The sequence below is a fragment of the Prauserella isguenensis genome (genome assembly GCF_014191605.1).
Lineage (GTDB): Bacteria > Actinomycetota > Actinomycetes > Mycobacteriales > Pseudonocardiaceae > Prauserella > Prauserella isguenensis.
The window spans coordinates 358,853-381,867 of record NZ_JACHWU010000004.1; the positions used below are offsets into that span (position 1 = coordinate 358,853).

Sequence of the window (23,015 nt, forward strand, 5' to 3'; positions counted from 1 at the left end):
GCCTCGAAAAGGCACGGGGAGTGTGCTGTGCGCGACACCGTAAGCACGGGCCGGACCCGGGTGAACCGGTCAGCGGCCCAACCGGCGTGTGATGCGACGAACGGCCGACGAGCGGCGTGCGGGCCACGACGAGTGGCCCAGGTCACGCGCCGCGCTGTCGCTCTGAGGGCGGGCCACGAACGGTGACAGGCGGTGTTCGTGAAGGTGCAGTCGCAGCATCGCGGCGGTCGCCCACGGCGCGGGCCTGCCGAGCCGCGACACGACCACCATGGTGAGGAACGCGAGCGGCACCGTCCACGGTGCGGGCTGGGCGACGAGGATCGCCACCCAGCCGTGCAGATCCGGCCCTGCGACGTTGACCAGGAACGAGCCGATGGTGGACACGAGGCCGGCCGCGACGCCGCTGAGCGCGCCGGCGGCCGTGAGTCTGCGCCACCAGATTCCCAGCACGAGCAGGGGGCAGAACGTCGAGGCCGCGACCGTGAACCCCCACGTGACGAGCGTGCCCGCGTCGAAGGCGGCCGCGGGCAGCGCGAGGAGGACGATCACCGCCGCCGCGCCGATGACGGCGAGCCGCAGCTGTCTCAGCCCGCCGGGGACGAGGTCGTGGGAGATCGCACCCGACACCACGAGCAGCAACCCCAGGGAGGTGGCGAGGAACGCGGCGAAGGCGCCCGCGGTGAGCAACCCGGTGAACACGGTGCCCGCGGTGCCGTCGTCGACCTGAGCGGGCAGCGCGACGACCGCGCTGTCGGTCGCGCCCGTCAGGTACAGGTGCGGCACGAGCACCCGGCCGAGCACGCCGTAGATGCCGGGGAACAGGTAGAACACGCTCAACAGGGCGACGGTGAACGCGGCCGTGCGGCGCGCGGCGCGTCCGTCGGGGCTGGTGTGGAAGCGCATGATCACGTGTGGCAGCCCCATCGTGCCGAGCATGGTCGCGATCAGCACGGACCACGTGCCCAGCAGCGGATAGCCCTCGTCGTCGAAGTCGAGCAGCGGCCGTTCCCAGCCGTCGGAGCCGGGCACGGCCTCCCCTCGGACCTCGGGCACCGGCGTGCCGTCGGCGAATGTGACGGTCGTTCCCGGCGGCACTTCCCAGGCGCCGGGCCGGAGCGCACGCGGTCCGCCCTCGCGGTCGACCACCTCGGCCCCCGGCGGGACGTCGAGGGTCGCACCCACCCGGAACGTGACCGTGGTGTCGTCGCTGAAGTGGGTGAACTCACTGGGCTGCACGGCCTCGGTCCGCACTTCCGGTCCCGCCTGAATGAGCAGCCACATCGCGGGCACGATGAACAACACCAGCTTGAACACGAACTGGAACGCCTGCACGTACGTCGCGGCCCGCATGCCGCCCAGCGCGAGCGTGGCGCTGACGACGCCGCCCGCGAGGACGACACCGACCCAGTAGGGCGTCTCGGTGACGACGCTGAGCACGAGCCCTGCGGTGCGGAACTGCGGCACCAGATACAGCACGCCGATCACGAGCACGACCACCGCCGCCAGCCTGCGCAGCGCGGCGGAGCCGAGTCTGGCCTCGGCGAAGTCCGGCACGGTGAGCGCGCCGGATCGGCGCATCGGCGCGGCGACCAGCGCCAGCATCGCGATGTACCCGGCGGTGAAACCGACCGGGTACCAGAGCGAGCCGATGCCGTCCTTGACCACCAGGCCCGCGACGCCGAGGAACGACGCGGCCGACAGGTACTCGCCGGACACCGCCGCCGAGTTGAGCAACGGCGACACACGCCGGGACGCGACGAGGAAGTCCGACGTGGTGCGCATCGCCGCGACGCCGCGCAGGCCGATGAGCATCGTCACCAGCACGACCGGCGCGACGGCGAGGGCGACGATCACGAGGCGCCCTCGCCCGCCGGCTTGTCAGGACCAGTGGTCTTGTCAACTGTGCCGAAACCGGCGGTCTCGACATCAGCGTCGGCGTCGGCGCCGATGCCCTGGTCCGCATCCGCGTCGAGCAGGTCGCGTTCCGCCCGCTCCGCGCGTCGGAGCTGCCAGAACGCCATGGCGACCATCGCCGGGAACGGTACGAGCACGATCGCCGCCCATGACACGGGCACTCCGGCCACCCGCACGTCGTCCAGCGTCGGCCACAGCCACAACAGGAACGGGAGCCCGAAGATCAACGCCCCGAGCGCGGCGAGCGCGGCGACGGCGCGACTGCGCCCCTCCCGGTACAACGCGATCGCGCGCGGCATCTCCGCCGGATCGAGCGTCGTCGGCCGCCACGGGCCGCGGTAACGCCTCCGAGCGTGCGCGAGGCGGGTCTGGGGGCTCGTGACGGCGACACGGCGGCCGGTCATGTCGGCCGTTCGAACTCGCCCTGCTGCGCGGCCTTCAGGAGCCGTTCCCGGAGCTGGCGTGCGTGCCTCCTGCTCACGGGCACGTCGCCGAGATCGGTATGGGCCAGCACCCCTCCGACCGAATCGCTCCGCAGCTCCCGGACGGCCGACAGTGCGACGAGGAACCCGCGGTGGGTCCGGACGAATCCGGCACCCTCCCAGTACTCCTCGAGCCGCGAGATCGGCATGCGCACCAGGTGCACACCCGACGGTGCGTGCAATCGGACGTAGTCGCCGTGCGCCTCGGCGAAACGCACCTCACTGCGCTGCACATACCGGGTCCGACCCCCGACCTCGACCGGCAGGGCGGCCATCGCGTCCGGCACCGGTGCGTCCGCGCCCGCCCGCGGGGGCTGCTCGTCGGCGCTCGCCATGCGCGCGACCCTGCCCAGCGCGTCGGCGAGGCGTTCCGCGCGCACGGGTTTGAGCAGGTAGTCGACCGCCCCGATGCCGAACGCGGCGATCGCGTGCTCGTCGTAGGCGGTCACGAAGACGATCACCGGTGGCGTGGCGAGCTTACGCAGCAGCTCACCCAGTTCGAGCCCGTCGAGCCCCGGCATCGCGATGTCGAGGAACACCGCGTCGTACTCGCCGCCCCGGATGGAACGCAGCGCGTCGAGCGGATCCGCTGCCGCGGTCACCGAGGCGACCTCGGGGGCCTCGCGCAGCAGGCTGCAGAGGTCGTCGAGCGCGGCGGGCACGTCGTCGACGGCCAGCACCCGGAGCCCGGGGGCCGACGTCTGCAGCGGCTGGGGGTTCTCCTGCACCGTCACGGCACGACCCCCGGCTGGAACCGCGGCACCCGCATCACGACGCGCGTGCCCTCGTTCTCGGCGGTCTCCACCACGAGCCCGAACCAGGGCCCGTACACGTTGCGCAGTCTCCGGTCCACGTTGGCCAGTCCCATGCCTCCGGTATCCCGTGTGTCGGCGGCGCCGCCCGTCGCCAGCAGGCGCTCGGCGTCGCGGGGGTCCATGCCCGCCCCGTCGTCCTCGACGCTGATGACGCAGTCCGATCCTTCCGCCTCGCCGAGCACGTGGACGGCCCCACCCCCGGTGCGGCGTTCGATGCCGTGGCGAACAGCGTTCTCCACCAGCGGTTGCAGCACAAGGTAGGGGATCGCCACGGCGAGGACCTCGGGTGCGACCCGGACCTGCACCTTCAACCGGTCGCCGAGTACCGCGCGCTGCAACGCCAGGTACGTCTCGATCGCGTGGAACTCATCGGCCACGGTCGTGTACTCACCGTGGCCGGCAAGGCTGTATCGGATGTAGTCGGCGAAGTCGAGCAGCAGTTCCCGGGAACGCGCAGGGTCGGGGCGTACCAGTCCCGCGACGACGGTGAGCGCGTTGTAGACGAAGTGCGGGGAGATCTCGGCCCGCAGCGCCCGCAGCTCGGCCTCTGCCGCCTCCTCCGCGGACGCCTCCAGCCTGCCGCGCTCCAGCGCGGCGACCAGGACACCGCTCACCTCGCGCAGGGCCGACATCCTCGTCGTTCCGGCGACCACGAGCACCCCGGCCAGTTCGTCGTGGACCACGAGCGGCTCGGCGACGACCTCCGCCCGGCGGCGCCGGTGCTCGGTGTGCAGCACGTCGTCGACGATCGCCGCGATGTCGACGTCCCGGGGGAGCGAACCCGCGACGGTGAGCTCACCCGACAGGTCGGACAGACCCACGCCGTCCGACGCCAGCAGCCGACGGATGCCGCGGACGGCGGAGCGGACGCGCGGGCCGCTGAGGCCGTCGACGAGGTCGTCGGCGATGTGTCGGGCCGTGCGCAGGATCGCCGCCGGGTCGCGCAGCCTGCGCGGCCAGGCGAGCCCGCCCACGGACTCCTGCTGCGCGGGAACGGACATGCGAACTCCCGGTAGCGCCGACGACTGTGTCCTACGTGTGTGTTCTACCTGGTGCGTCCTGCATGACGATTGCGTCCCACGTCCTGCGTCCCACGTCCTGCGTCTTGCGTTTCCACGTCCTACGTTTCCAGGTCGTGCGTTTCCAGGTAGGCCCTGGGCGGTTCACCGATGCGGACGACCGACAGCGTGAATCTAGCGGCCCGGCGTACCGAGCGTGAAGCCCGTGCACCGCGTGCGCCGGGGTCGCCCCAGGGCGCCGCGTACGTACCGGCGGCCGACGGCGGTACCGCACCGGGGAAACACGTGAAAATCGATGCCGGTCGGGACTGTCCGTAACGGCCGGGTTGATCCATAATCGGAGGTGGTGATGCCGTATGGGCCTGCGGGACGAGGAACGGCGACAGCTCGCCGAGATCGAACGCCGCCTGGGCGAGGATGATCCGCGTCTGGACCGGCGCCTGGCCACCCTGCGGCCCGGCACGTCGCGGACGCTGTGGACGGTCGTGGGCCTGATCGGCCTCTTCGTCGTCGGCGGCGTCGTCATTGCACTCGGTGCGGGAGCCGGTGCGCCCGTCGTGGTGGCGATCGGGGTGATCGTCGCCGCCGGGGTTCCCACCGCCGTCATCTGGCGACTGTGGTTGCGCAAGCTCGGCAACGGTATCGGTGACGGCTCCGACGACGCTGCCGGCACGCCTGGCAAGGGCTCCGGCAAGGGCAAGGGAGGCTCCGGTGGGGCCGGTGGGGCCGGTGACGGCCCGGACGGGGGCCGCGGGCCCGCCGACTGACCGCCCGGCGCGAGACGGTGCGCGCACGGTCCGTGAGGGGCGGCCCCGCCGCCGGCGGCCCGCTGACTTAGACTCGGACATCGGTTCCCCATCGTCACCTGCGGTGCCCGTGGGCGAGCCCGTGAACCATACGCACGCCGCCGCGCCCACGGGTACGGACCCGCGCGTGCGACATGAGTCCGAAATACCGACCGATACCACTGTCCCGGCTAGGAGAAAACGTTGAAGAGCACCGTCGAGCAGCTGAGCCCGACGCGCGTGAAGATCAATGTCGAGGTGCCGTTCGACGAGCTCAAACCGAACTTCGACCGCGCCTACAGCAAGATCGCTCAGCAGGTCCGGATCCCCGGCTTCCGCCCCGGCAAGGCACCGGCCCCCGTCCTCGAGAGCAGGATCGGCCGTGCCCCCGTGCTCGACGAGGTCGTCAACGAGGCCATTCCGGCCAAGTACATGGAGGCCGTGCAGACCGGTGACGTCCGCACGCTCGGCCAGCCCGAGTTCGAGGTCACCAAGCTCGAGGACAAGAACGTCCTGGAGTTCACCGCCGAGGTCGACGTCCGGCCCGAGATCACGATCCCGGATCTGGACGATCTCAGTGTGACCGTGTCCGACGTGGAGGTCACCGACGACGAGGTCAGCGAGGAGCTCGACAACCTGCGGGCGCGCTTCGGCACGCTGATCGGCGTCGACCGGCCCGCCGCGAACGGTGACTTCACCTCGATCGATCTGTCCGCGACGGTCGACGGCCAGGAGGTCTCCGAGGCCTCCACGTCCGGCCTGTCGTACGAGATCGGTTCCGGCCAGCTCATCGACGGCATCGACGACGCGCTGATCGGTCTGTCCGAGGGCGAGTCGGCCACCTTCACCACGAAGCTCCTCGCCGGTGAATACGCGGGCAAGGACGCCGAGGTCACCGTCACGCTCGGCAGCGTCAAGGAGCGCGAGCTGCCGGAAGCCGACGACGAGTTCGCGCAGCTGGCCAGCGAGTTCGACACCATCGACGAGCTGCAGACCGACCTGCGTGAGCGCCTCGCCCGGTCGAAGCGCATGCAGCAGGGCGTCGAGGCGCGCGACAAGGTGCTCGAGCAGCTCCTCGAGCGCGTCGACGTTCCGGTGCCGGAGAAGGTGCTGCAGGGCGAGATCGACAACGCCAAGCACGACGCGATCCACCCGTACGACCACGACGAGGAGGCCTACAAGAAGGCCCTCGAGGCTCAGGGCACCGACCCCGAGGAGTGGGAGAACGGCGTCCGTACCGAGGCCGAGAAGTCGGTCCGCACGCAGCTGCTGCTCGACACGCTCGCCGACGAGAAGGACGTCCAGGTCGGCGACCAGGAGCTGACCGAGCGGATCATCTACCAGGCCCAGCGTTTCGGCGTCAGCCCGGACGAGTACATCCAGCGCGCCCAGCAGTCGGGTCAGCTGGGTGCGATCTTCGCCGACGTCCGCCGGGGCAAGGCGCTCGCCGTCGTCGTGCGCGGCGCCACGGTGACCGACGAGTCGGGTGAGGCGCTCGACCTGGCCGAGCTGTTCGGTGAGGACGAGGACGAAGCCGCCGACGCGGAGACCGGTGCCGACGAGACGCAGGAGGAGACCACGGCCGAGGAGACGGACACGTCCTCGGACAAGTGATTTCTCTTCATGCTCTGAGCGAACTCGGGCGGTGTCAGGACTTCTGCGCCGCCCGAGTTCGTTAGGGTCGGTTGCAAGATCTGAGACTTCGAAAAAAGGCAGGCAGACGTGACGCAGCACATGCCCGAGGGGCGCACCAGCACCGCGGGACTGAACCTGACCGACTCGGTGTACGAGCGGCTGCTCCAGGAACGCATCGTGGTGCTGGGCTCCGAGGTCAATGACGAGGTCGCCAACCGCATCACGGCGCAGCTGTTGCTGCTGTCGGCGGAGGACTCGCAGTCCGACATCCGCTTCTACATCAACTCGCCGGGTGGCTCGGTCACGGCCGGTTTCGCCATCTACGACACGATGCAGCTCATCGAGCCGAACGTGGCCACCTACGCGATGGGCATGGCGGCCTCCATGGGCCAGTTCCTCCTGTCGTCGGGTACGCCCGGCAAGCGCTACGCGTTGGAGCACGCGCGCATCCTGATGCACCAGCCGTCGGCGGGGGTCGGTGGTACGGCGTCGGACATCGCGATCCAGGCCGAGGTCTTCGGCAAGTGGAAGCAGGAGCTGGCTCGTATCACGGCCGACCAGACCGGCCAGACGGTCGACCAGATCCTGGCCGACGGTGACCGCGACCGCTGGTTCACCGCGCAGGAAGCCCTGGACTACGGCTTCGTCGACCAGGTGCTGACGCGTGAGAACCCGGCACCGGGCTCGAACTCGAACTGACCGGGACCCGAGAAGGAGACGATCGATGAGCAACTTCCAGCTTCCTCAGTCCCGGTACGTGATGCCCTCCTACGTGGAGCGCACCAGCTACGGGATCAAGGAGTCGAACCCGTACAACAAGCTCTACGAAGAGCGCCAGATCATGCTGGGCGTGCAGGTGGACGACGCGTCGGCCAACGACGTGATGGCCCAGCTGCTCCACCTCGAGCACGAGGACCCGGACAGGGACATCATGATCTACATCAACTCGCCCGGTGGCTCGTTCACCGCGTTGATGGCGATCTACGACACGATGCAGTTCGTGCGTCCCGACATCGCCACGGTGTGCCTCGGCCAGGCCGCCTCGGCCGCGGCCGTGCTGCTGGCCGCCGGCACGAAGGGCAAGCGGTACGCGCTGCCGAACGCCCGCGTGCTGATCCACCAGCCCGCCACCGAGGGCACCTACGGCCAGGTGTCGGACCTGGAGATCCAGGCCGCCGAGATCCAGCGGATCCGCCGGCTCATGGAGTCCACGCTCGCCCAGCACACGGCCAAGAGCGAAGAAGAGGTCCGCAGGGACGTCGAGCGTGACAAGATCCTGACGGCCGAGGACGCCAAGGAGTACGGGATCATCGACGAGGTACTGCCGTACCGCAAGGGCACCGGCTCGAACTGATCGACCCGCCGCCGGGCGGGAGCGTGTCGTCACCCGACAGGTTCCCGCCCGGCGGGCTATGGTGTCGGGAAGGCCGTCGACACGGGCGGCGGACTCCCATCGGTACCGCGCGGCGGGTACCGTCAAGAGACAGCGCGTGGCGCCTGTTCACAGTGTCCACCAGGCGGCACCGAGAACGAGTCAGGTGCACCTGACGCACCGGAGGGGACGAGGTCAGCGGCCATGGCACGCATCGGCGAGGGCGGAGACCTGCTCAAGTGCTCGTTCTGTGGGAAGAGCCAAAAACAGGTGAAGAAGCTCATCGCCGGACCAGGCGTCTACATCTGCGATGAGTGCATCGATCTCTGCAACGAGATCATCGAAGAGGAACTGGCGGAGGCCGGCGACGTCAAGCTCGACGAGCTGCCGAAGCCCGCGGAGATCCACGACTTCCTCGAGCAGTACATCATCGGCCAGGACGAGGCGAAGCGCTCGCTGGCCGTCGCGGTGTACAACCACTACAAGCGCATCCAGTCGCAGGGGTCGGCGGGCCCGAAGGATTCGAAGGACGAGCCGGTCGAGCTCGCCAAGTCGAACATCCTCATGCTCGGCCCGACGGGCTGCGGCAAGACCTATCTCGCGCAGACGCTCGCGAAGATGCTCAACGTCCCGTTCGCGATCGCCGACGCCACGGCGCTCACCGAGGCCGGTTACGTCGGCGAGGACGTCGAGAACATCCTACTGAAGCTGATTCAGGCCGCGGACTACGACGTCAAGCGCGCCGAGACGGGCATCATCTACATCGACGAGGTCGACAAGATCGCCCGCAAGTCGGAGAACCCGTCGATCACGCGGGACGTCTCGGGCGAGGGCGTGCAGCAGGCTCTGCTGAAGATCCTCGAGGGAACGACCGCGGCGGTGCCGCCGCAGGGCGGCCGCAAGCATCCGCACCAGGAGTTCATCCAGATCGACACGACGAACGTGCTGTTCATCGTGGCCGGTGCGTTCCAGGGGCTCGAGGCGATCGTCAACGAGCGCGTCGGCAAGCGCGGCCTCGGTTTCGGCGCGGAGATCCGCACGAAGCAGGAGATCGAGCAGAGCGACGTCTTCAGCGAGACGATGCCGGAAGACCTGATCAAGTTCGGGCTCATCCCCGAGTTCATCGGCCGGGTACCGGTCATGGCCAGCGTGACGAGCCTGGACAAGGCCGCGCTCGTGCAGATCCTCACGGAGCCGCGGAACGCGCTCACGAAGCAGTACACGAAGCTGTTCGAGCTGGACAACGTCGAGCTCGAGTTCACGGACACGGCGCTCGAGGCGATCGCGGACCAGGCGCTGCTGCGCGGCACCGGTGCGCGCGGGCTGCGGGCGATCATGGAAGAGGTGCTGCAGCCGGTCATGTACGACATCCCGAGCCGCGAGGACGTGGCGAAGGTCGTCATCACCGAGCAGACGGTGCGCGAGAACGTGAACCCGACGATCGTGTCGCGGCAGCCGTCCCGGCGCCGCGGTGGTGAGCGCGGGGAGAAGTCCGCCTGACCGGGCGGACGCCGCCGATGACGACGTCGCAGGACCTGCCCGTGTGGGAGACGTCGACGTCGCAGCGGACGGCTGGGGACATGGTGAACGAATCCGACGACGTGGCGGCACGTCTGGTCGCGGCCCTGCGCCTGCGGCAGCCGCGGGTACAGCTGGCGATCGCAGGCTGCCTGATCGTGTTCATGGTGGTGTGCGTGATCGCCACGATCACGAGGATGTCGTTGTGGCCGCTGCTGCCGCTCGTGTCGTTCGCCGGGGCCTCGGTCGCGGCCTGGCGGGTACGCACCGCCGACGACGACCGGCAGGCCTTCGCATGGCTCGTGGTCATGGCAGGTGGGGTGGCGCTGGGCTTCTGGCTGCTCGGCATGATCAACCGGGTGTGGTGAGGGCCCGCACTCGTCCTCACGAGGTTTCGCGGGCTCACGTCGTGGCTAGCCCGTCCCGGTAGGGTGTGTGCCGACGCGAAGAGGACGTCACGCTGTGACCACGATGGGCGAGCTCGCCACCGGCGAGTTCTCGCACGAGGCCTTGCTCTACCGCGACGAGGCCGCCTACGTACAGGCGATCACGACGTTCGCGGTGGACGGCGTCGCCAACGGCGAGCCCGTCGCGCTGGCATTGCCGGCCGACAAACTCGCGACGGTGTCCCGCGCCCTCGGTGACACCGCCCGCGAGGTGGAGCTCGTGAACATGAGTGCGGCCGGACGCAACCCCGGCGCGATCCTGAGCGGGGTGCTGGGCGCCTTCGCCGACAGTCATCGCGGCCGCGTGCGGGTGGTCGGCGAACCGATCTGGCCCGAGCGTTCCGCCGTCGAGTACGTCGCGGCTGTGGAGCACGAGGCGTTGATCAACAAGGCCTTCGCCGGGAAGCCCGCGGTGATCCTCTGCCCTTACGACGCGACGCGGCTGGGCCGGGGCGTGCTGGACGACGCCGTGGCGACGCACCCGGACCTCGTCGACGAGACGGGCAGGCATCACAGCACCGCCTACGATCCGCACGCGGTGATCGACGGCTGCAACCGGCCGTTGCCCGTACCGTCCTCGGGGCCCGCGTTCCGGTTCGACCTGCACACGCTCGCCGAGGCACGGCGCTTCGCGATCGCGCACGCGGAATGCCTCGGTGCCCCGCGCGGCAGGTTCGAGGACATCGCGCTCGTCGTCGGCGAACTGACCGCGAACAGCGTGCAACACGGTGGCGGCACCGGAACGCTGTGCGTGTGGCAGGAAGCCTCGACCGGTGCGGTCGTCTTCCAGGTGGACGACTCAGGCTGCCACACCGACCTGCTCGCGGGCCGGGTTCCCGTGCCGCCGGATCGCATCGGCGGACGCGGCCTGTTGCTGGTGAACCGGCTGGCCGATCTCGTGCGGACCTATCGCGGCGCCGGCCACACCGCCACCCGGGTGTGGTTCGACCGGTAGTCGCTCAGGTACGGGGCTCTGCCGGTATCGGCGTGTGCCTGCCGAGGAACGCGACGAGGCCGGGCATGGCGGAGGTGTAGAAGTCCCCGGTGTGCCCGCCGTCGCTGAACACCGCCACGTCCGGGTCGGCGCGGCGCACGAATCGTCGCGTCCCGGCCACGAAGGGATCCGACGTGCCGCACCAGACTCCGAGCGGCGTGCCGTCGAGTGTCTCCGGATGCCGCAGCGGATCGAGAGCCGCCCATGCCCGCCGGTCGCGGAACGCCTCGCGTTCGCGCATCTCCTCCCAGTCGGTCAGCAGTGCCGGGGCGAGCACACCGGTGGCGGCGAGCGGCCTGCCGCGTTCGCGTCGCCTGCGGGTGTAGACCAGTGCACCGAATCCGCCCATCGACGTCCCGGCGGCCGCGAACGGGTGTCCGGAGTCGTCGCCGAGGCCGTGGTCGGCCAGCCACACCGGCAGCTCCTCGAGCAGCATCGCCATCGGGTCGTCGCCGGGGTCCGACTCGTGCCAGTAGGCGTACGGGCCGCCGTCGACCGCGGCCAGACCGAACGGCGGTACTCGGCCGGTCGCGACGGCCTGCGACAGGTACCGGGCCATCCCGTTCGGCGCCGCTCCGCGTGCCGACCCGCCGCGCGCGTGCAGCATCGTCACCATCGGCAGTCCGTGCGCGGGGCGCTCGGACGGCAGGATCAGCACGAGGTCGACGTACTGCCCGCGGGCCCGCGAGAACACCGATTCGGAACGGATGTCCGGGGCGGTCGCGACGACGGACCGATGCGCCGCGGACGACCCCGTCAGCGCGGCGATCCCCGCCGTCGCCAGAACCGCGGCCCCGCCGAGCACCGCGGAACGGCGATCAGTCCCCGGCAACCCGATCACCCCTCGTGTAGACGTTCATGCTGGCCCCCCGCAGGAACCCGACGAGTGTCATGCCCTGTTCGGCGGCCAGCTCCACGGCCAACGACGACGGCGCGGAGACGGCGGCCAGCATGGGGATACCCGCCATCGCCGCTTTCTGCACCAACTCGAACGAGGCACGGCCGGAGACGAGCAGACCGCGGTCGGCTGCGGGTATGGCACCGTCGAGCAGGGCTTTGCCCAGAACCTTGTCGACGGCGTTGTGCCTGCCGACGTCCTCACGCACGTCCAGCAACGTTCCGTCTGCGGTGAACATCGCCGCGGCGTGCAGCCCGCCGGTGCTGGCGAACACCTTCTGCCGTTCGCGCAGCGCGTCGGGCAGGGCCGACAGGGTCTCGGGGGTCACGGGGAACGAGGCTTCGGCGGGGGAGAAGCGGGTGCTGAGTTTCACCGCGTCCAGCGCCGCCTTGCCGCACACCCCGCAGGACGAGGTCGTGTAGAAGTTGCGCTCCACACCGGGGTCGGGCCCCGGCACGCCGGGGGAGAGCGCGACGTCGAGGACGTTGTAGGTGTTCCGGCCCTCGTCGTCGGTACCGGCGCAGTACCGGGCCGTCATGACGTCCTCGCGGCCGCCGACGACGCCTTCCGACAGCAGGAACCCGTGCGCGAGCTCGACGTCGTGCCCCGGCGTGCGCATCGTGACCGCGAGCGGCGTGCCCGCCACCCGCAGTTCCAGGGGTTCCTCGGCGGCGAGCGCGTCCGGGCGGGTGCGTTCGCCGTTCGGCGTGAGCATGCGTACCGGCCTGCGTACCGTCACTCGGCCCATCGGTGCGTCCACTCCAGACGTGGTTCGGGGATTCGGGGGTGCGACGTCACGGCCGGGTGGCCTACTGTGGCGCGTGCACCATGACTCCAGCGTAGGAGATGAGCGAATGGCCCTCGGTTTCCTCGACCGTTCGCGGACCGTCGCGCCGCCGGACTGGAGCCGCTGGCTCGTCCCGCCCGCGGCCCTGGCCGTGCACCTGGCGATCGGGCAGGTCTACGCGTGGAGTGTGTTCAAGCCTCCGCTCGAGGACTCCCTGGGGCTGACCGGTACGCAGAGCGCGCTGCCGTTCCAGCTGGCCATCGTGATGCTGGGGTTGTCGGCGGCCTTCGGCGGGACGGTCGTCGAGCGTAACGGCCCCCGCTGGGCGATGTTCGTGTCGATGACGTGCTTCTCGTCGGGTTTCCTGATCTCGGCGCTGGGTGTGGCCACGGAACAGTTCTGGGTGGTCGTGCTCGGCTACGGCGTCGTCGGCGGCGTCGGTCTGGGCATCGGGTACATCTCTCCGGTGTCGACGCTGATCAAGTGGTTCCCGGACCGGCCGGGCATGGCCACCGGCATCGCGATCATGGGCTTCGGCGGCGGCGCGCTGATCGCGTCGCCGTGGTCGGCCCAGATGCTGGCGTGGTTCGGCACCGGCAGCGGCGGTATCGCGACGACGATGCTCGTGCACGGTGTCGTCTACTTCGGATTCATGGGCCTCGGGGTGGTGCTGGTGCGCGTGCCCGCACCGGACTGGACCCCGCCGGGAGCGCCGGTGCAGCAGGCCGGTGGCCGCACGGTCGCGGTGTCGGCCAACAACGCGCTGCGCACGCCCCAGTTCTGGCTGCTGTGGCTGGTGCTGTGCCTCAACGTGACGGCGGGCATCGGCATCCTCGAGAAGGCCTCGCCGATGATCAGGGAGTTCTTCCGTCACACGGCGATGCCCGTGAGCGTCGCAGCGGCCGCCGGCTTCGTCGGTGTGCTGTCGCTGACGAACATGCTGGGCAGGTTCGTGTGGTCGTCCACGTCGGACATCGTGGGCCGCAAGAACATCTACCGGCTGTACCTCGGTGTGGGTGCGTTGCTGTACCTGACGATCGCACTGACGACGAACTCCTCGACGTTGCTGTTCGTGCTGTGCGCGGCGCTCATCCTGTCGTTCTACGGCGGTGGGTTCGCCACCATCCCGGCGTACCTGAAGGACCTGTTCGGCACCTACGAGGTCGGCGCGATCCACGGGAGGCTGCTCACCGCGTGGTCGACGGCCGGCGTGCTGGGCCCGCTGATCGTCAACGCGATCGCCGACAGTCAGGAGGCGGCGGGCAAACAAGGGCCGAGTCTGTACTCCATGTCGTTGCTGATCATGATGGGTCTGCTGATCGTCGGCTTCGTCGCGAACGAGTTCGTTCGGCCCGTGCATCCACGTTTCCACGAGCCCGGTGAGGGTCAGTCCGACGATTCCGAGGCCGGCGACCCCGCGCGGGAGAGGCGATGACCCGGGCTGCAGAGGTGTGGACCGAAGCGGCGGAGAGGTGAATCGAATGGCAGAGGGTACGAACGGAGCGACGGAGGGGGCGAACGGGACGGCACAGCGTCGCAGGGGCCTGCTGATCCTGGCGTGGCTGTGGGTCGGACTGCCGTTCGCCTACGGAGCGTTCGAACTGGCGCGGAAGATGGTGCAGCTCTTCGGCGGCTGACCGGTCGCGCCCGGCCGTCGGGGTGGGAGATTGCGGCGGCCGGGTGGTTTTACGTCCGCGTTACCCGCAGAGTCTTGCGGCGGTCGTTAGCCGTGCGAAAGGCTGGGCGGCCGACCCCGACAGGGGCGCAGCTGCCGACCGGAGGTTCTCGTGGCCGTATCCCGCTCCGTCCGCCGTGGACTCGCCGCCCTCGCCGTCCTCGTGACGGTATCCGCGCTGACGACACCCGCCGGGGCGCAGGAGCCGCCCCCGGGCGGGACCGGAGATACGACTTACCGCGAATCCGGCCTTCCCGGTCGGAGCGCGGACGCGGCCACACCCGGGCGGGCCACGGCGGCGGGGGAGAACCGGCCGGTCGGACAGCAGGCGGGCTATCCGCGACAGACCAGCCTGCGGGAGTTCCCCGAGAACCCCGACGACAAGGCGATCAAACTCGGACTGACGCCGTACCACGACATCGCGCCGCAGCTGAACGAGCTGCAGGAACGCAGCGACCGGGTCTCGGCGGAGGTCGTCGGGCAGAGCACGCAGGGCCGCGACCTGTACCTGGTGACGCTCACCGCCCCGGAATCGCCCGCGGAAGCGGCACGGCAGGCGCGCTGGCGCGAGCTGATCGAGGACGACCCGACGGCTGCGGCCGACAACGAACGGCTGGCGCGGGAGTACAAGGCCCCGGTGTGGATCAACGCCAACATCCACGGCGACGAGTGGGAGGGCACCGACGGCGCGCTGGACGTCATCGAGCGCCTCGCCACCGGCGACGACCCGGCCGAGGCCGCGCTGCTCGAGTCCACTCGGATCTATCTGACCGTCACCAACAATCCCGACGGTCGCGTGGCCGGTACTCGGGCGAACGCCGCGGGTTTCGACGTCAACCGTGACCACCTCACCTCGAGTCAGCCGGAGTCGCGGGCCGTGCGGGACGTGCTGCTCGAGACGCAGCCGCTGGTGATGATCGACGAGCACGGCTACACGGGTACGACGCTCATCGAACCGGGCACGCCGCCGCACGGCAGGGACTACGAGTACGACCTGTACATCAAGCACGCCTACGAGAACGCGCTCGGTATGGAACGCGCCATCGGCGAACTGGGTCACGAGGAGACCGCGCGGGCCGACATCCCGTTCCGCGACTTCGCACCGGGCGAGTGGGACGACTGGCCGCCCATCTTCACGCCGATGTACTCGATCTATCACGGCGCGGTGGGACACACCGTCGAGGTGCCGTTGCGGGTGAACCGTGCGGAGTACGAACAGCTGCCGGTCGAAGAACTGCGACGACGGTCGAGCGTCAACCGCGACGTGGCCGACGCGACGATCACGTCGGCCGTCGAGTACGCCGAGGAGCATCGCGGCGAGCTGCTCGCCGACCAGATCGAGACGTACCGCCGCGGTTGGGCGGGCGAGCCGCAGCGCGACATCCCGGACGAGTACGTCCCCGGGTTCGGCGAGGAGGACCGCTACTCGGCGGAGTTCCCGCGCGCCTACGTCATCCCGGCAGGCGAGGGCCAGCGGTCGGCACCCGCCGCGGCCCGGCTCGTCGACCACCTCGTCGCGCACGATGTGCGCGTGTCCCGGGCACAGCACACCTTCCACCTCGACGGACAGCGCTACCGGAAGGGTTCGTACGTCGTCGACATGCACCAGCCCAAGCGCGGCCTCGCCAACGCCATGTTGTCGGCGGGCCAGGACATCTCCGGGGACGTCCCGCGGATGTACGACATCTCCGGCTGGAGCCTCGGCCTGCTGTGGGGCGCGACGGTCGACGTCGCCACCGACGAGGCGCCCGCGGTGCGCACGGCACCGGTCGCGGCGGCCGGGCCGACGGGTTCGCTCCCGCCGTCGCCGAACGCCGATCTGGCGCTGACCCTCACCGACGGTGCCGACGTGCAGGCCGCGACGTACCTGCTCGAGCGCGGGGTCGAGGTGACGCGCGGTGAGGACGGCACGCTCGTCGTCCCCGCGTCGGCGCGCAGCGAGGCGGCGACGGCGGCCGACCGGTTCGGTGTGTCCTTCACCCGGGCGGGCAAGGATTCGTCCGGGACACCGGTGGCGGCGCCGGTGATCGCCGCCGCCGCGTCCGCCGACGAACTCGCCGTGCTGCGCGGACTCGGCTTCGACGTTCGCCCGGTGTCGACGGCGGTCCTCAACGACGGCTTCGACTTCGACGGCGTGAGCGCGCTGGTGGTCTCCACGGGGCTCGACCACGACGCGTTGACGGCGGACGCGAAGCGCAGGCTGCAGGCGTTCCTCGACGGGGGAGGCGGAGTCGTGGCCCGCGGTGCGGGCGGCGCGGCGTTCAACGAGGCCGCCGGCCTACTGCCCGTCACCGCGGTCGAAGGGCGGGGTGACGCCAACGGTGTCGTGTCGGTGACCGACGGTGAGGGTGGCGTGCTCGATCGAGCACCCGGGCATTCGTTCGTCTACGCGCCGCTGTGGTTCACCGGCCTGGGTGAGGCCGTGACTGCCGAGCAGCGCTACACCCGGGACCCGCTCGTCTCGGGACATTGGCGGCCGGGTGAGGACGTGGGTGGCCCCGCCGAGGCCGCGGGCGAGGCGTCCGTCGTCTCCGGCGTCACGGACGACGGCACGCGGGCGGTGTTGTTCGGTACTGAGCCGATGTTCCGCGACCATCCGAAGGGGTTGTACGCGCAGGTAGCCGATGCGGTGTTCTGGACTTCCTGAGGCTCCGGCGGCCGTGCGCCGCGGATGCACCGTGGATGCGCCGCGGTGCACGGTGGCGTGCGCGGGGCGCCTCGCGGCGAATCGGTGGTGAGGGCCTGCCGCCGCGGCTAGGGTGCGGCCATGCTCATCGCGGAGGACCTGCTGCTGTTGGCGTTCGACGACACGGAGGGCACCCCGGTCTCGGGGGTCGAGAACCTCGACCACGCCGTGGCCGGGGCGCTCCTGCTCGAACTGACGCTGCTCGGCAAGGTCGACGTCACCGGCGAGGCCGACGAGGCCGGGGCAGGTCGCATCGTGCTGCGCGACACCGGCCCCGTGGGTGACGCCGAACTGGACGGGGCGCTGGCGGCACTCGCCGAGAAGGTGGGTGCGAAACCGAAGGACGCCGTCGCACGGCTCGCCAAGGACAGCCCGGTCGACCGGCTGTTGTCCGGCCTGGCCGATCGCGGCGTGCTGCGGCGGGAGAGCAGGAAGGTGCTCAAGCTGTTCCCCGTCACACGCTGGCCCGCGGTAGACGGCCGGCACGAGCAGCGGCTTCGTGCCGAGCTGCATCACGTGCTGGTGGAGGGCGGGGAGCCCGACGACCGTACCGCCGCGGTGATCGCACTGCTCGTCGCGACGAAGTCGGTCGGGCACGCGTTCCCGACCGACGACGCCGAGGCGACCAGGAAACGCGCCGAGCAGGTCGCCGAGGGCAACTGGGGCAGTGACGCCGTGCGGAAGGCGATCGACGAGGTGACGGCGGCCGTGATGGTCGCGGTGATGGCGGCCGTCGTGGTGACCACCTCGTAGGCCGATCGTGGTGACCACCTCGTAGGCCGTCCGCGATCGAGGTACGCCGGTGACGAACCGCCGAGAGCGGGTTCGTAGACTTACCGGCTGTGACGGAGAACGCGAACCAGCAGCACACGGACCTTCCCACCGCCTGGAACCCGGCCGACGAAGAGGCCGTCCTGTACCAGCGCTGGGTAGATGCGGGCTACTTCACGGCCGACGCGTCGTCTGACAAGCCGCCGTTCTCCATCGTACTGCCGCCGCCGAACGTCACCGGCACGCTGCACATGGGCCACGCCCTGAACCACACGCTCATGGACGCGATGAGCCGGCGCCGCCGCATGCAGGGCTACGAGGTGCTGTGGCTGCCGGGAATGGACCACGCGGGTATCGCCACGCAGAACGTCGTCGAGCGTGAACTCGCGAAGGAAGGCGCCTCGCGCCACGACCTCGGCCGCGAGAATTTCGTCGAGCGTGTCTGGGAGTGGAAGAACGAGTACGGGGGCAAGATCCTCGGCCAGATGAAGCGGCTCGGCGAGAGCATCGACTGGTCCCGTGAGCGCTTCACGATGGACGAGGGCCTCTCGCGTGCCGTGCAGACCATGTTCAAGCGCCTCTACGACGAGGGGCTGATCTATCAGGCCGAGCGCATCATCAACTGGTGTCCGCGGTGCATGACAGCACTGTCGGACATCGAGGTCGACCACTCCGACGACGACGGCGAGCTGGTGTCGATCCGCTACGGCGAGGGTGACGCGTCGGTCGTCGTCGCCACGACGCGTGCGGAGACGATGCTCGGTGACACGGCCGTCGCGGTGCATCCGGAGGACGAGCGGTACCGGCACCTCGTCGGCACCGAGGTCGAGCTGCCGCTCACCGGACGGCGCATCCCGATCGTGGCCGACGAGCACGTCGACCCCGAGTTCGGCACCGGCGCGGTGAAGGTGACACCGGCGCACGACCCGAACGACTTCGAGATCGGCAGGCGCCACGGCCTGCCGATGCCGTCGATCATGGACGAGCGGGCGGTGATCACCGCGTCCGGTCCGTTCGAGGGCATGGACCGGTTCGAGGCCCGTCCCGCGATCGTGGCGGCCCTGCGGGAGGACGGCCGGATCGTCGCGGAGAAGCGGCCGTACGTGCACGCCGTCGGACACTGTTCGCGCTGCGACACGGTCGTCGAGCCGCGGCTGTCGCTGCAGTGGTGGGTCAAGGTCGGCCCGCTCGCCCAGGCCGCGGGTGACGCGGTGCGCGACGGCCGGGTGCAGATCCATCCGCCGGAGCTGGCGAAGCGCTACTTCGACTGGGTCGACAACATGCACGACTGGACGATCTCCCGCCAACTGTGGTGGGGGCACCGGATCCCGGTCTGGTACGGCCCGAACGGCGAGAAGGTCTGCGTCGGCCCGGACGACCAGCCGCCGTCGGGCGAGGGGTGGTATCAGGACTCCGACGTGCTCGACACGTGGTTCTCTTCGGGCCTGTGGCCGTTCTCCACGATGGGCTGGCCGGACGACACCGCGGACCTGGCGAAGTTCTATCCGACGACGGTGCTGTCCACCGGCTACGACATCCTGTTCTTCTGGGTCGTGCGGATGATGATGTTCGGCCTCCACGGGATGGGGCAGCGCGGCGCCGAACAGTCCGTGCCGTTCCAGCACATCTACCTGCACGGGCTGATCCGCGATCAGCACGGCAAGAAGATGTCGAAGTCGAAGGGCAACGTCCTCGACCCGATCGACTGGATGGACAACTACGGCGCCGACGCCACGCGCTTCACTCTGGCGCGCGGTGCCAACCCGGGGACTGATCTGGCGCTGGCCGAGGACTGGGCCGCCGGGTCGCGCAACTTCTGCACGAAGCTGTGGAACGCGGCGCGGTTCGCGATCATGAACGGCGCGACGACCGCGCGCCCGCTCCCGGCGGTCGAGGACATGACCGAGGCGGATCGCTGGATCCTGGGCCGCCTGTCCACGGTGCTGTCCGAAGTGGACGAGCTGCTGGAGGAGTTCCAGTTCGCCAAGGCCACGAACCTGCTCTACCACTTCACGTGGGGCGAGCTGTGCGACTGGTACATCGAGCTGGCCAAGGTGCAGCTGTCCGGGGAGAAGGCCGACGACACCCGGGCCGTCCTCGGACACGCGCTGGACACGGTGCTGCGGTTGCTGCACCCGTTCGTCCCGTTCGTGACCGAACGCCTGTGGACGACGTTGACCGGCAGTGGGGGTGCCCCCACCAATGAGGGCGTAGCCGGTGGGGGAGCTTCGCTGGTCGTGGCCGAGTGGCCGAAGGGCGACCTGCTGCCCGCCGCCGATCCGGCCGCGGAGGGCCGGATCGAGGATGTGCAGAAGCTTGTCACCGAGGTGCGCCGATTCCGTTCCGATCAGGGCCTCAAGCCGGGGCAGAAGGTCGCGACCCGACTGTCCGGGCCCGGTTTCGACGCTGTCGCGGCGCACGAGGAAGCGGTGCGGTCGCTGGCGAAGCTGACCGAGCCCGGCGACGAGTTCACGGCCACGGCGTCGATCGAAGTCGTGCTCGCCGGTGGCACCGCGGTGGTCGAGGTCGACACGTCGGGCACCATCGACGTCGCGGCCGAGCGCAAGCGGCTCGAGAAAGACCTGGCGGCGGCCGAGAAGGAGCTCAAGCAGACCGAGGGCAAACTGGGCAACCAGTCGTTCCTCGACAAGGCGCCCGCCGACGTGGTCGACAAGATCCGCGTGCGCCGTGACACGGCAGCCGCCGACATCGAACGCATCACCGCGCGGCTGGAGTCGTTGCCCGCCTCCTGACCGCAGCCGCCGCATCCGCCGTGGCCCGCGGCTCCGCGTCCGGCGGAGCAGCGGGCCACGGCTGTTTGCGGGGTGGCCGGGTGGAGTGCGGTGTTGCCGGGCTCAGCGTGTCGGTGCGCGTGCCGCGTTCAGGGTGCGGCGGATCTCGGTGGCGACGCCGTACATACCGGCGGCGTTCGGGTGATACGACATCGCGACCAGGGGATTGCTGTGCTTGCCCTGGATCCACGCCTGCGGGCCGGCGCACGCGTCGTGACCGTAGGAAGCCGGATACATGTCTACAAAGGACGCACCGTGGTGCTCGGCCGCGGTGCGGAGCGCGTCGTTGAGCGACGATTCGATGTCGTCGGCCCAGGCGAGGTCCCCGTCGGCGAACGGCAGGACGTCCGGGCAGGTGACGCCTGTGCCGGGCGCGGGCGTGATCCGCGGATACCCGACGACGAGCACCGTGGCGTGCGGTGAACGGGCCGCGATCTCGTCGAGCACCGCTCCGGCCCGCTTCCCGGTGCGGGCGACGGCCTCGGCGAGGGTGTCGGTGCCCGACTCGGTGAAGTGGTCCCGGCACGGGCTTCCCGACGGGTTCTGGGCGCGCAGGCCGGGACATGTGCCGATGATGTCGCCGAAGACGCCCTCGTCGTTGCCGCCGATGCCGAGCGTGACGAGGTCCGTGCCGGGCCGCAGGGCGTCGAGCTGGGGCGGGTTCGTGCCGAGCGGGGTGCGTTGCGGCTCGGTCATGTCGCCGGTGGTCGCCCCGCCGCAGCTGACGTCGCGGAACGATCCGAGGTGGAGCTGGGCGGCGAGCATCGTCGGGTAGTTCGCCGTGGACCGGGCACAACCGAGCGGCGCGGTGGGTTTCGGCAGCGGGATCAACGGTCCCGAGGTGTACGAGTCGCCGAGCGCGACGTAGTGGTCGAACCGCGGTTGCCCCGATGCCGACGCCGGCGGGGCGACCGCGAGCGTCGAGGTCAGGCACAGCAGCAGTGCGCCGAGCGTGGCCGACAGCCGCCTCACCCGGCGCGCGCCTGAGCGGGCGTGCGGTGCGGTGAGGTCACGACGCGGTGCGTGGAGGTCGGTGTGGTCGGTTAGCGATGTCCGCATGCGTCCCCGATCGCCGTCGGACAGGTCTGTTATGTCCTATCCGGTCTCGAACGGCGGTGGCCAGACGGCGAACGTGTGGACGCTGTCGCCCGACCTGAGGACGCAGTGATCACCATCCGTGACCGACACCGCGGTCAGTAGCCGTCGTGGCCGGCCGGGTCGTGACACTCCGTGGTCGTGGAGTCCCATTCGGGTGCGGTGAGCCCGTGCCCGCCCGCGTAGGCGGCGACGTCCGGTTGCCGCCAGCCCGCCAGCAGCGCGGAGTCGACGGCGTACACCTCGACGCCGATCGGGTGGCAGACGTCGATCGGGTCACGGGCGTCCGGGCCCCACAGCGGCACGGACAGGTCACCGCCCGGACACGTCGAGAGCGCGCACAACAGGTCCTGCTCGGCGAAGAACTCGAAGTGGTCGCCGGGCCGGGCGGGGCAGGCCTTCATGAAGTAACGGTCGTCGGCGGTCAATCCGGTGCACTGGAAGACATTGAGCACGTCGTGCACGTCGAACTCGGTGAGCCCGTACGGTGCGACGGCGCGGACGAGGTTCGAATGACAGTGGTAGTCGAAGTCCTCGCCGGTGAGCATGCGGTTGACGTACGGATCGCACCGGGTGCCGAGCAGGTCGTGCACCCGACCGCCGTCCGAGTCGGGCCCGTGGTCGGCGAGCGTGTCGGAGGTGACGGTCAGCAGCGGCCGCAGGTAGGGCAGCGTCGACCACAACCGGTCGAACGTCGAGACGTGTGCTCGCTGCAGTTGCCGGGTTCGCGAGGCCCAGAGCCGTTCGCGGGGGTTGCGGCGGTTCCACACGTTGAGGTCGCCGACCTGCGGACCGTCGACCGTCACGAGCCGGCACACGTGCCCGGCAGGCACCTCCCACGCGCGGCCCGACCGGATCGGGATCTCGAAGTCGTCGACCTTCTCGCGCTCGCCACCGGCGATGCCCCGGTAGAACGCGCGGTCCACCTCCAGCGCCGTGCCCTGGTACGCCGCCTCCACCATGTCGCGCTCCGCCTCCTCGTCGCCGCCGTCCGCGTTCGGCGGTCACGGTACGGGTTTCCCGACCGACCGCCGCGAGCTCGCCGCACGCCCTGGGCGGGTGTGACCGGGAATAGGCCCGCTGATCGGCCCGTTGACCTCGATGAGGCGCCGACCGGCGGAGGGCACGGCCGGTAGGCGGCCGTTCGACACATTCCCATCCGCGGTGCGTCAGGCAGCCGCGAAGGCGGGATCCGACACCCGGACGGCTGAGACCGGGAGCCTGGCACGTCCGTCACGGGCCGTTTCCGTAGCCGAGCGGTTAAACGGGTCGGCGAATCCGGCGGAACGTGGGACGATGGACGTGAAGGCGCCGCGAGCGCGGCGACGACA

The 23,015-nt window shown here is 70.2% G+C and carries 20 protein-coding genes; 12 read left to right on the top strand and 8 right to left on the bottom strand.

Annotated features, from left to right (window positions below; genetic code table 11):
* Nucleotides 1-69: 69 nt before the first annotated feature.
* From FHS23_RS17980 to FHS23_RS17995, 4 genes are read right to left on the bottom strand one after another with little or no spacing between them, the layout of a single operon-like run.
* Nucleotides 70-1,854 carry a sodium:solute symporter family transporter gene (locus FHS23_RS17980; protein ID WP_183657123.1) on the bottom strand — a complete coding sequence of 595 codons (1,785 nt, stop codon included), beginning with the start codon at nucleotides 1,852-1,854 and terminating at the stop codon, nucleotides 70-72.
* Nucleotides 1,851-2,318 carry a hypothetical protein gene (locus FHS23_RS17985; protein WP_246382377.1) on the bottom strand — a complete coding sequence of 156 codons (468 nt, stop codon included), beginning with the start codon at nucleotides 2,316-2,318 and terminating at the stop codon, nucleotides 1,851-1,853. The genes FHS23_RS17980 and FHS23_RS17985 overlap by 4 nt, the downstream gene beginning before the upstream one ends.
* A complete protein-coding gene (locus tag FHS23_RS17990) occupies nucleotides 2,315-3,130 on the bottom strand; it encodes a LytR/AlgR family response regulator transcription factor (protein WP_343054048.1) in 816 nt (271 codons plus the stop codon). The genes FHS23_RS17985 and FHS23_RS17990 overlap by 4 nt, the downstream gene beginning before the upstream one ends.
* Nucleotides 3,127-4,212, bottom strand: a complete 1,086-nt coding sequence (locus FHS23_RS17995) for a sensor histidine kinase (protein ID WP_183657126.1) — start codon at nucleotides 4,210-4,212, stop codon at nucleotides 3,127-3,129. Before FHS23_RS17995 ends, FHS23_RS17990 begins: the two co-directional genes overlap by 4 nt.
* Before the next feature lie 374 nt (nucleotides 4,213-4,586).
* On the opposite strand from FHS23_RS17995, the gene FHS23_RS18000 reads away from it, so the two are divergent.
* From FHS23_RS18000 to FHS23_RS18030, 7 genes are all read left to right on the top strand, one after another.
* A complete protein-coding gene (locus FHS23_RS18000; protein ID WP_183657128.1) occupies nucleotides 4,587-4,997 on the top strand; it encodes a DUF3040 domain-containing protein in 411 nt (136 codons plus the stop codon).
* Between the two features lie 222 nt (nucleotides 4,998-5,219).
* Nucleotides 5,220-6,629 (top strand): trigger factor, encoded by a 1,410-nt coding sequence (tig, locus tag FHS23_RS18005; protein WP_183657130.1) that lies wholly within the window; start codon nucleotides 5,220-5,222, stop codon nucleotides 6,627-6,629.
* A 108-nt stretch (nucleotides 6,630-6,737) separates the two neighbouring features.
* Complete coding sequence (locus tag FHS23_RS18010) at nucleotides 6,738-7,349, top strand: ATP-dependent Clp protease proteolytic subunit (protein ID WP_183657132.1); 612 nt, start codon at nucleotides 6,738-6,740, stop codon at nucleotides 7,347-7,349.
* 25 nt (nucleotides 7,350-7,374) lie between these two features.
* The gene (locus tag FHS23_RS18015; RefSeq protein ID WP_183657134.1) at nucleotides 7,375-8,004 is read left to right on the top strand and encodes an ATP-dependent Clp protease proteolytic subunit; all 630 of its coding nucleotides are present in this window, start codon (nucleotides 7,375-7,377) and stop codon (nucleotides 8,002-8,004) included.
* Between the two features lie 222 nt (nucleotides 8,005-8,226).
* The gene (gene clpX / locus FHS23_RS18020; RefSeq protein ID WP_183657136.1) at nucleotides 8,227-9,522 is read left to right on the top strand and encodes an ATP-dependent Clp protease ATP-binding subunit ClpX; all 1,296 of its coding nucleotides are present in this window, start codon (nucleotides 8,227-8,229) and stop codon (nucleotides 9,520-9,522) included.
* Between the two features lie 17 nt (nucleotides 9,523-9,539).
* Nucleotides 9,540-9,908 (top strand): hypothetical protein, encoded by a 369-nt coding sequence (locus FHS23_RS18025; RefSeq protein WP_183657139.1) that lies wholly within the window; start codon nucleotides 9,540-9,542, stop codon nucleotides 9,906-9,908.
* Between the two features lie 103 nt (nucleotides 9,909-10,011).
* Nucleotides 10,012-10,941, top strand: coding sequence for an anti-sigma factor RsbA family regulatory protein (locus FHS23_RS18030; protein WP_183657445.1), 930 nt, complete (start codon nucleotides 10,012-10,014; stop codon nucleotides 10,939-10,941).
* A 4-nt stretch (nucleotides 10,942-10,945) separates the two neighbouring features.
* Here FHS23_RS18030 and FHS23_RS18035 read toward each other — a convergent pair whose 3' ends face one another.
* Both FHS23_RS18035 and fdhD read right to left on the bottom strand, forming a co-directional pair.
* Nucleotides 10,946-11,821 (bottom strand): alpha/beta hydrolase, encoded by an 876-nt coding sequence (locus FHS23_RS18035; RefSeq protein WP_183657142.1) that lies wholly within the window; start codon nucleotides 11,819-11,821, stop codon nucleotides 10,946-10,948.
* Complete coding sequence (gene fdhD / locus FHS23_RS18040; RefSeq protein ID WP_183657145.1) at nucleotides 11,799-12,626, bottom strand: formate dehydrogenase accessory sulfurtransferase FdhD; 828 nt, start codon at nucleotides 12,624-12,626, stop codon at nucleotides 11,799-11,801. Before fdhD ends, FHS23_RS18035 begins: the two co-directional genes overlap by 23 nt.
* 106 nt (nucleotides 12,627-12,732) lie before the next feature.
* Here fdhD and FHS23_RS18045 point away from each other — a divergent pair, with 106 nt between their 5' ends.
* The 5 genes from FHS23_RS18045 (at nucleotide 12,733) to FHS23_RS18065 (ending at nucleotide 20,550) form a co-directional block, all read left to right on the top strand.
* Complete coding sequence (locus tag FHS23_RS18045) at nucleotides 12,733-14,100, top strand: OFA family MFS transporter (protein WP_183657148.1); 1,368 nt, start codon at nucleotides 12,733-12,735, stop codon at nucleotides 14,098-14,100.
* A 46-nt stretch (nucleotides 14,101-14,146) separates the two neighbouring features.
* Complete coding sequence (locus tag FHS23_RS18050) at nucleotides 14,147-14,302, top strand: MFS transporter small subunit (RefSeq protein ID WP_183657150.1); 156 nt, start codon at nucleotides 14,147-14,149, stop codon at nucleotides 14,300-14,302.
* 150 nt (nucleotides 14,303-14,452) lie between these two features.
* Entirely contained in the window at nucleotides 14,453-16,987 is a 2,535-nt protein-coding gene (locus FHS23_RS18055; RefSeq protein WP_183657152.1) for a M14 family zinc carboxypeptidase, read from the top strand.
* A 120-nt stretch (nucleotides 16,988-17,107) separates the two neighbouring features.
* Nucleotides 17,108-17,779: a GOLPH3/VPS74 family protein gene (locus FHS23_RS18060; protein WP_183657154.1), complete on the top strand. Its 672-nt coding sequence runs from the start codon at nucleotides 17,108-17,110 to the stop codon at nucleotides 17,777-17,779.
* An 89-nt stretch (nucleotides 17,780-17,868) separates the two neighbouring features.
* On the top strand, nucleotides 17,869-20,550 hold the full coding sequence (locus tag FHS23_RS18065) for a valine--tRNA ligase (RefSeq protein WP_183657168.1): 2,682 nt from the start codon (nucleotides 17,869-17,871) through the stop codon (nucleotides 20,548-20,550).
* Between the two features lie 102 nt (nucleotides 20,551-20,652).
* Here FHS23_RS18065 and FHS23_RS18070 read toward each other — a convergent pair whose 3' ends face one another.
* Nucleotides 20,653-21,648, bottom strand: a complete 996-nt coding sequence (locus tag FHS23_RS18070; protein WP_183657171.1) for an SGNH/GDSL hydrolase family protein — start codon at nucleotides 21,646-21,648, stop codon at nucleotides 20,653-20,655.
* A 134-nt stretch (nucleotides 21,649-21,782) separates the two neighbouring features.
* On the bottom strand, nucleotides 21,783-22,646 hold the full coding sequence (locus FHS23_RS18075; RefSeq protein WP_183657174.1) for an urea carboxylase-associated family protein: 864 nt from the start codon (nucleotides 22,644-22,646) through the stop codon (nucleotides 21,783-21,785).
* Nucleotides 22,647-23,015 lie beyond the last annotated feature (369 nt).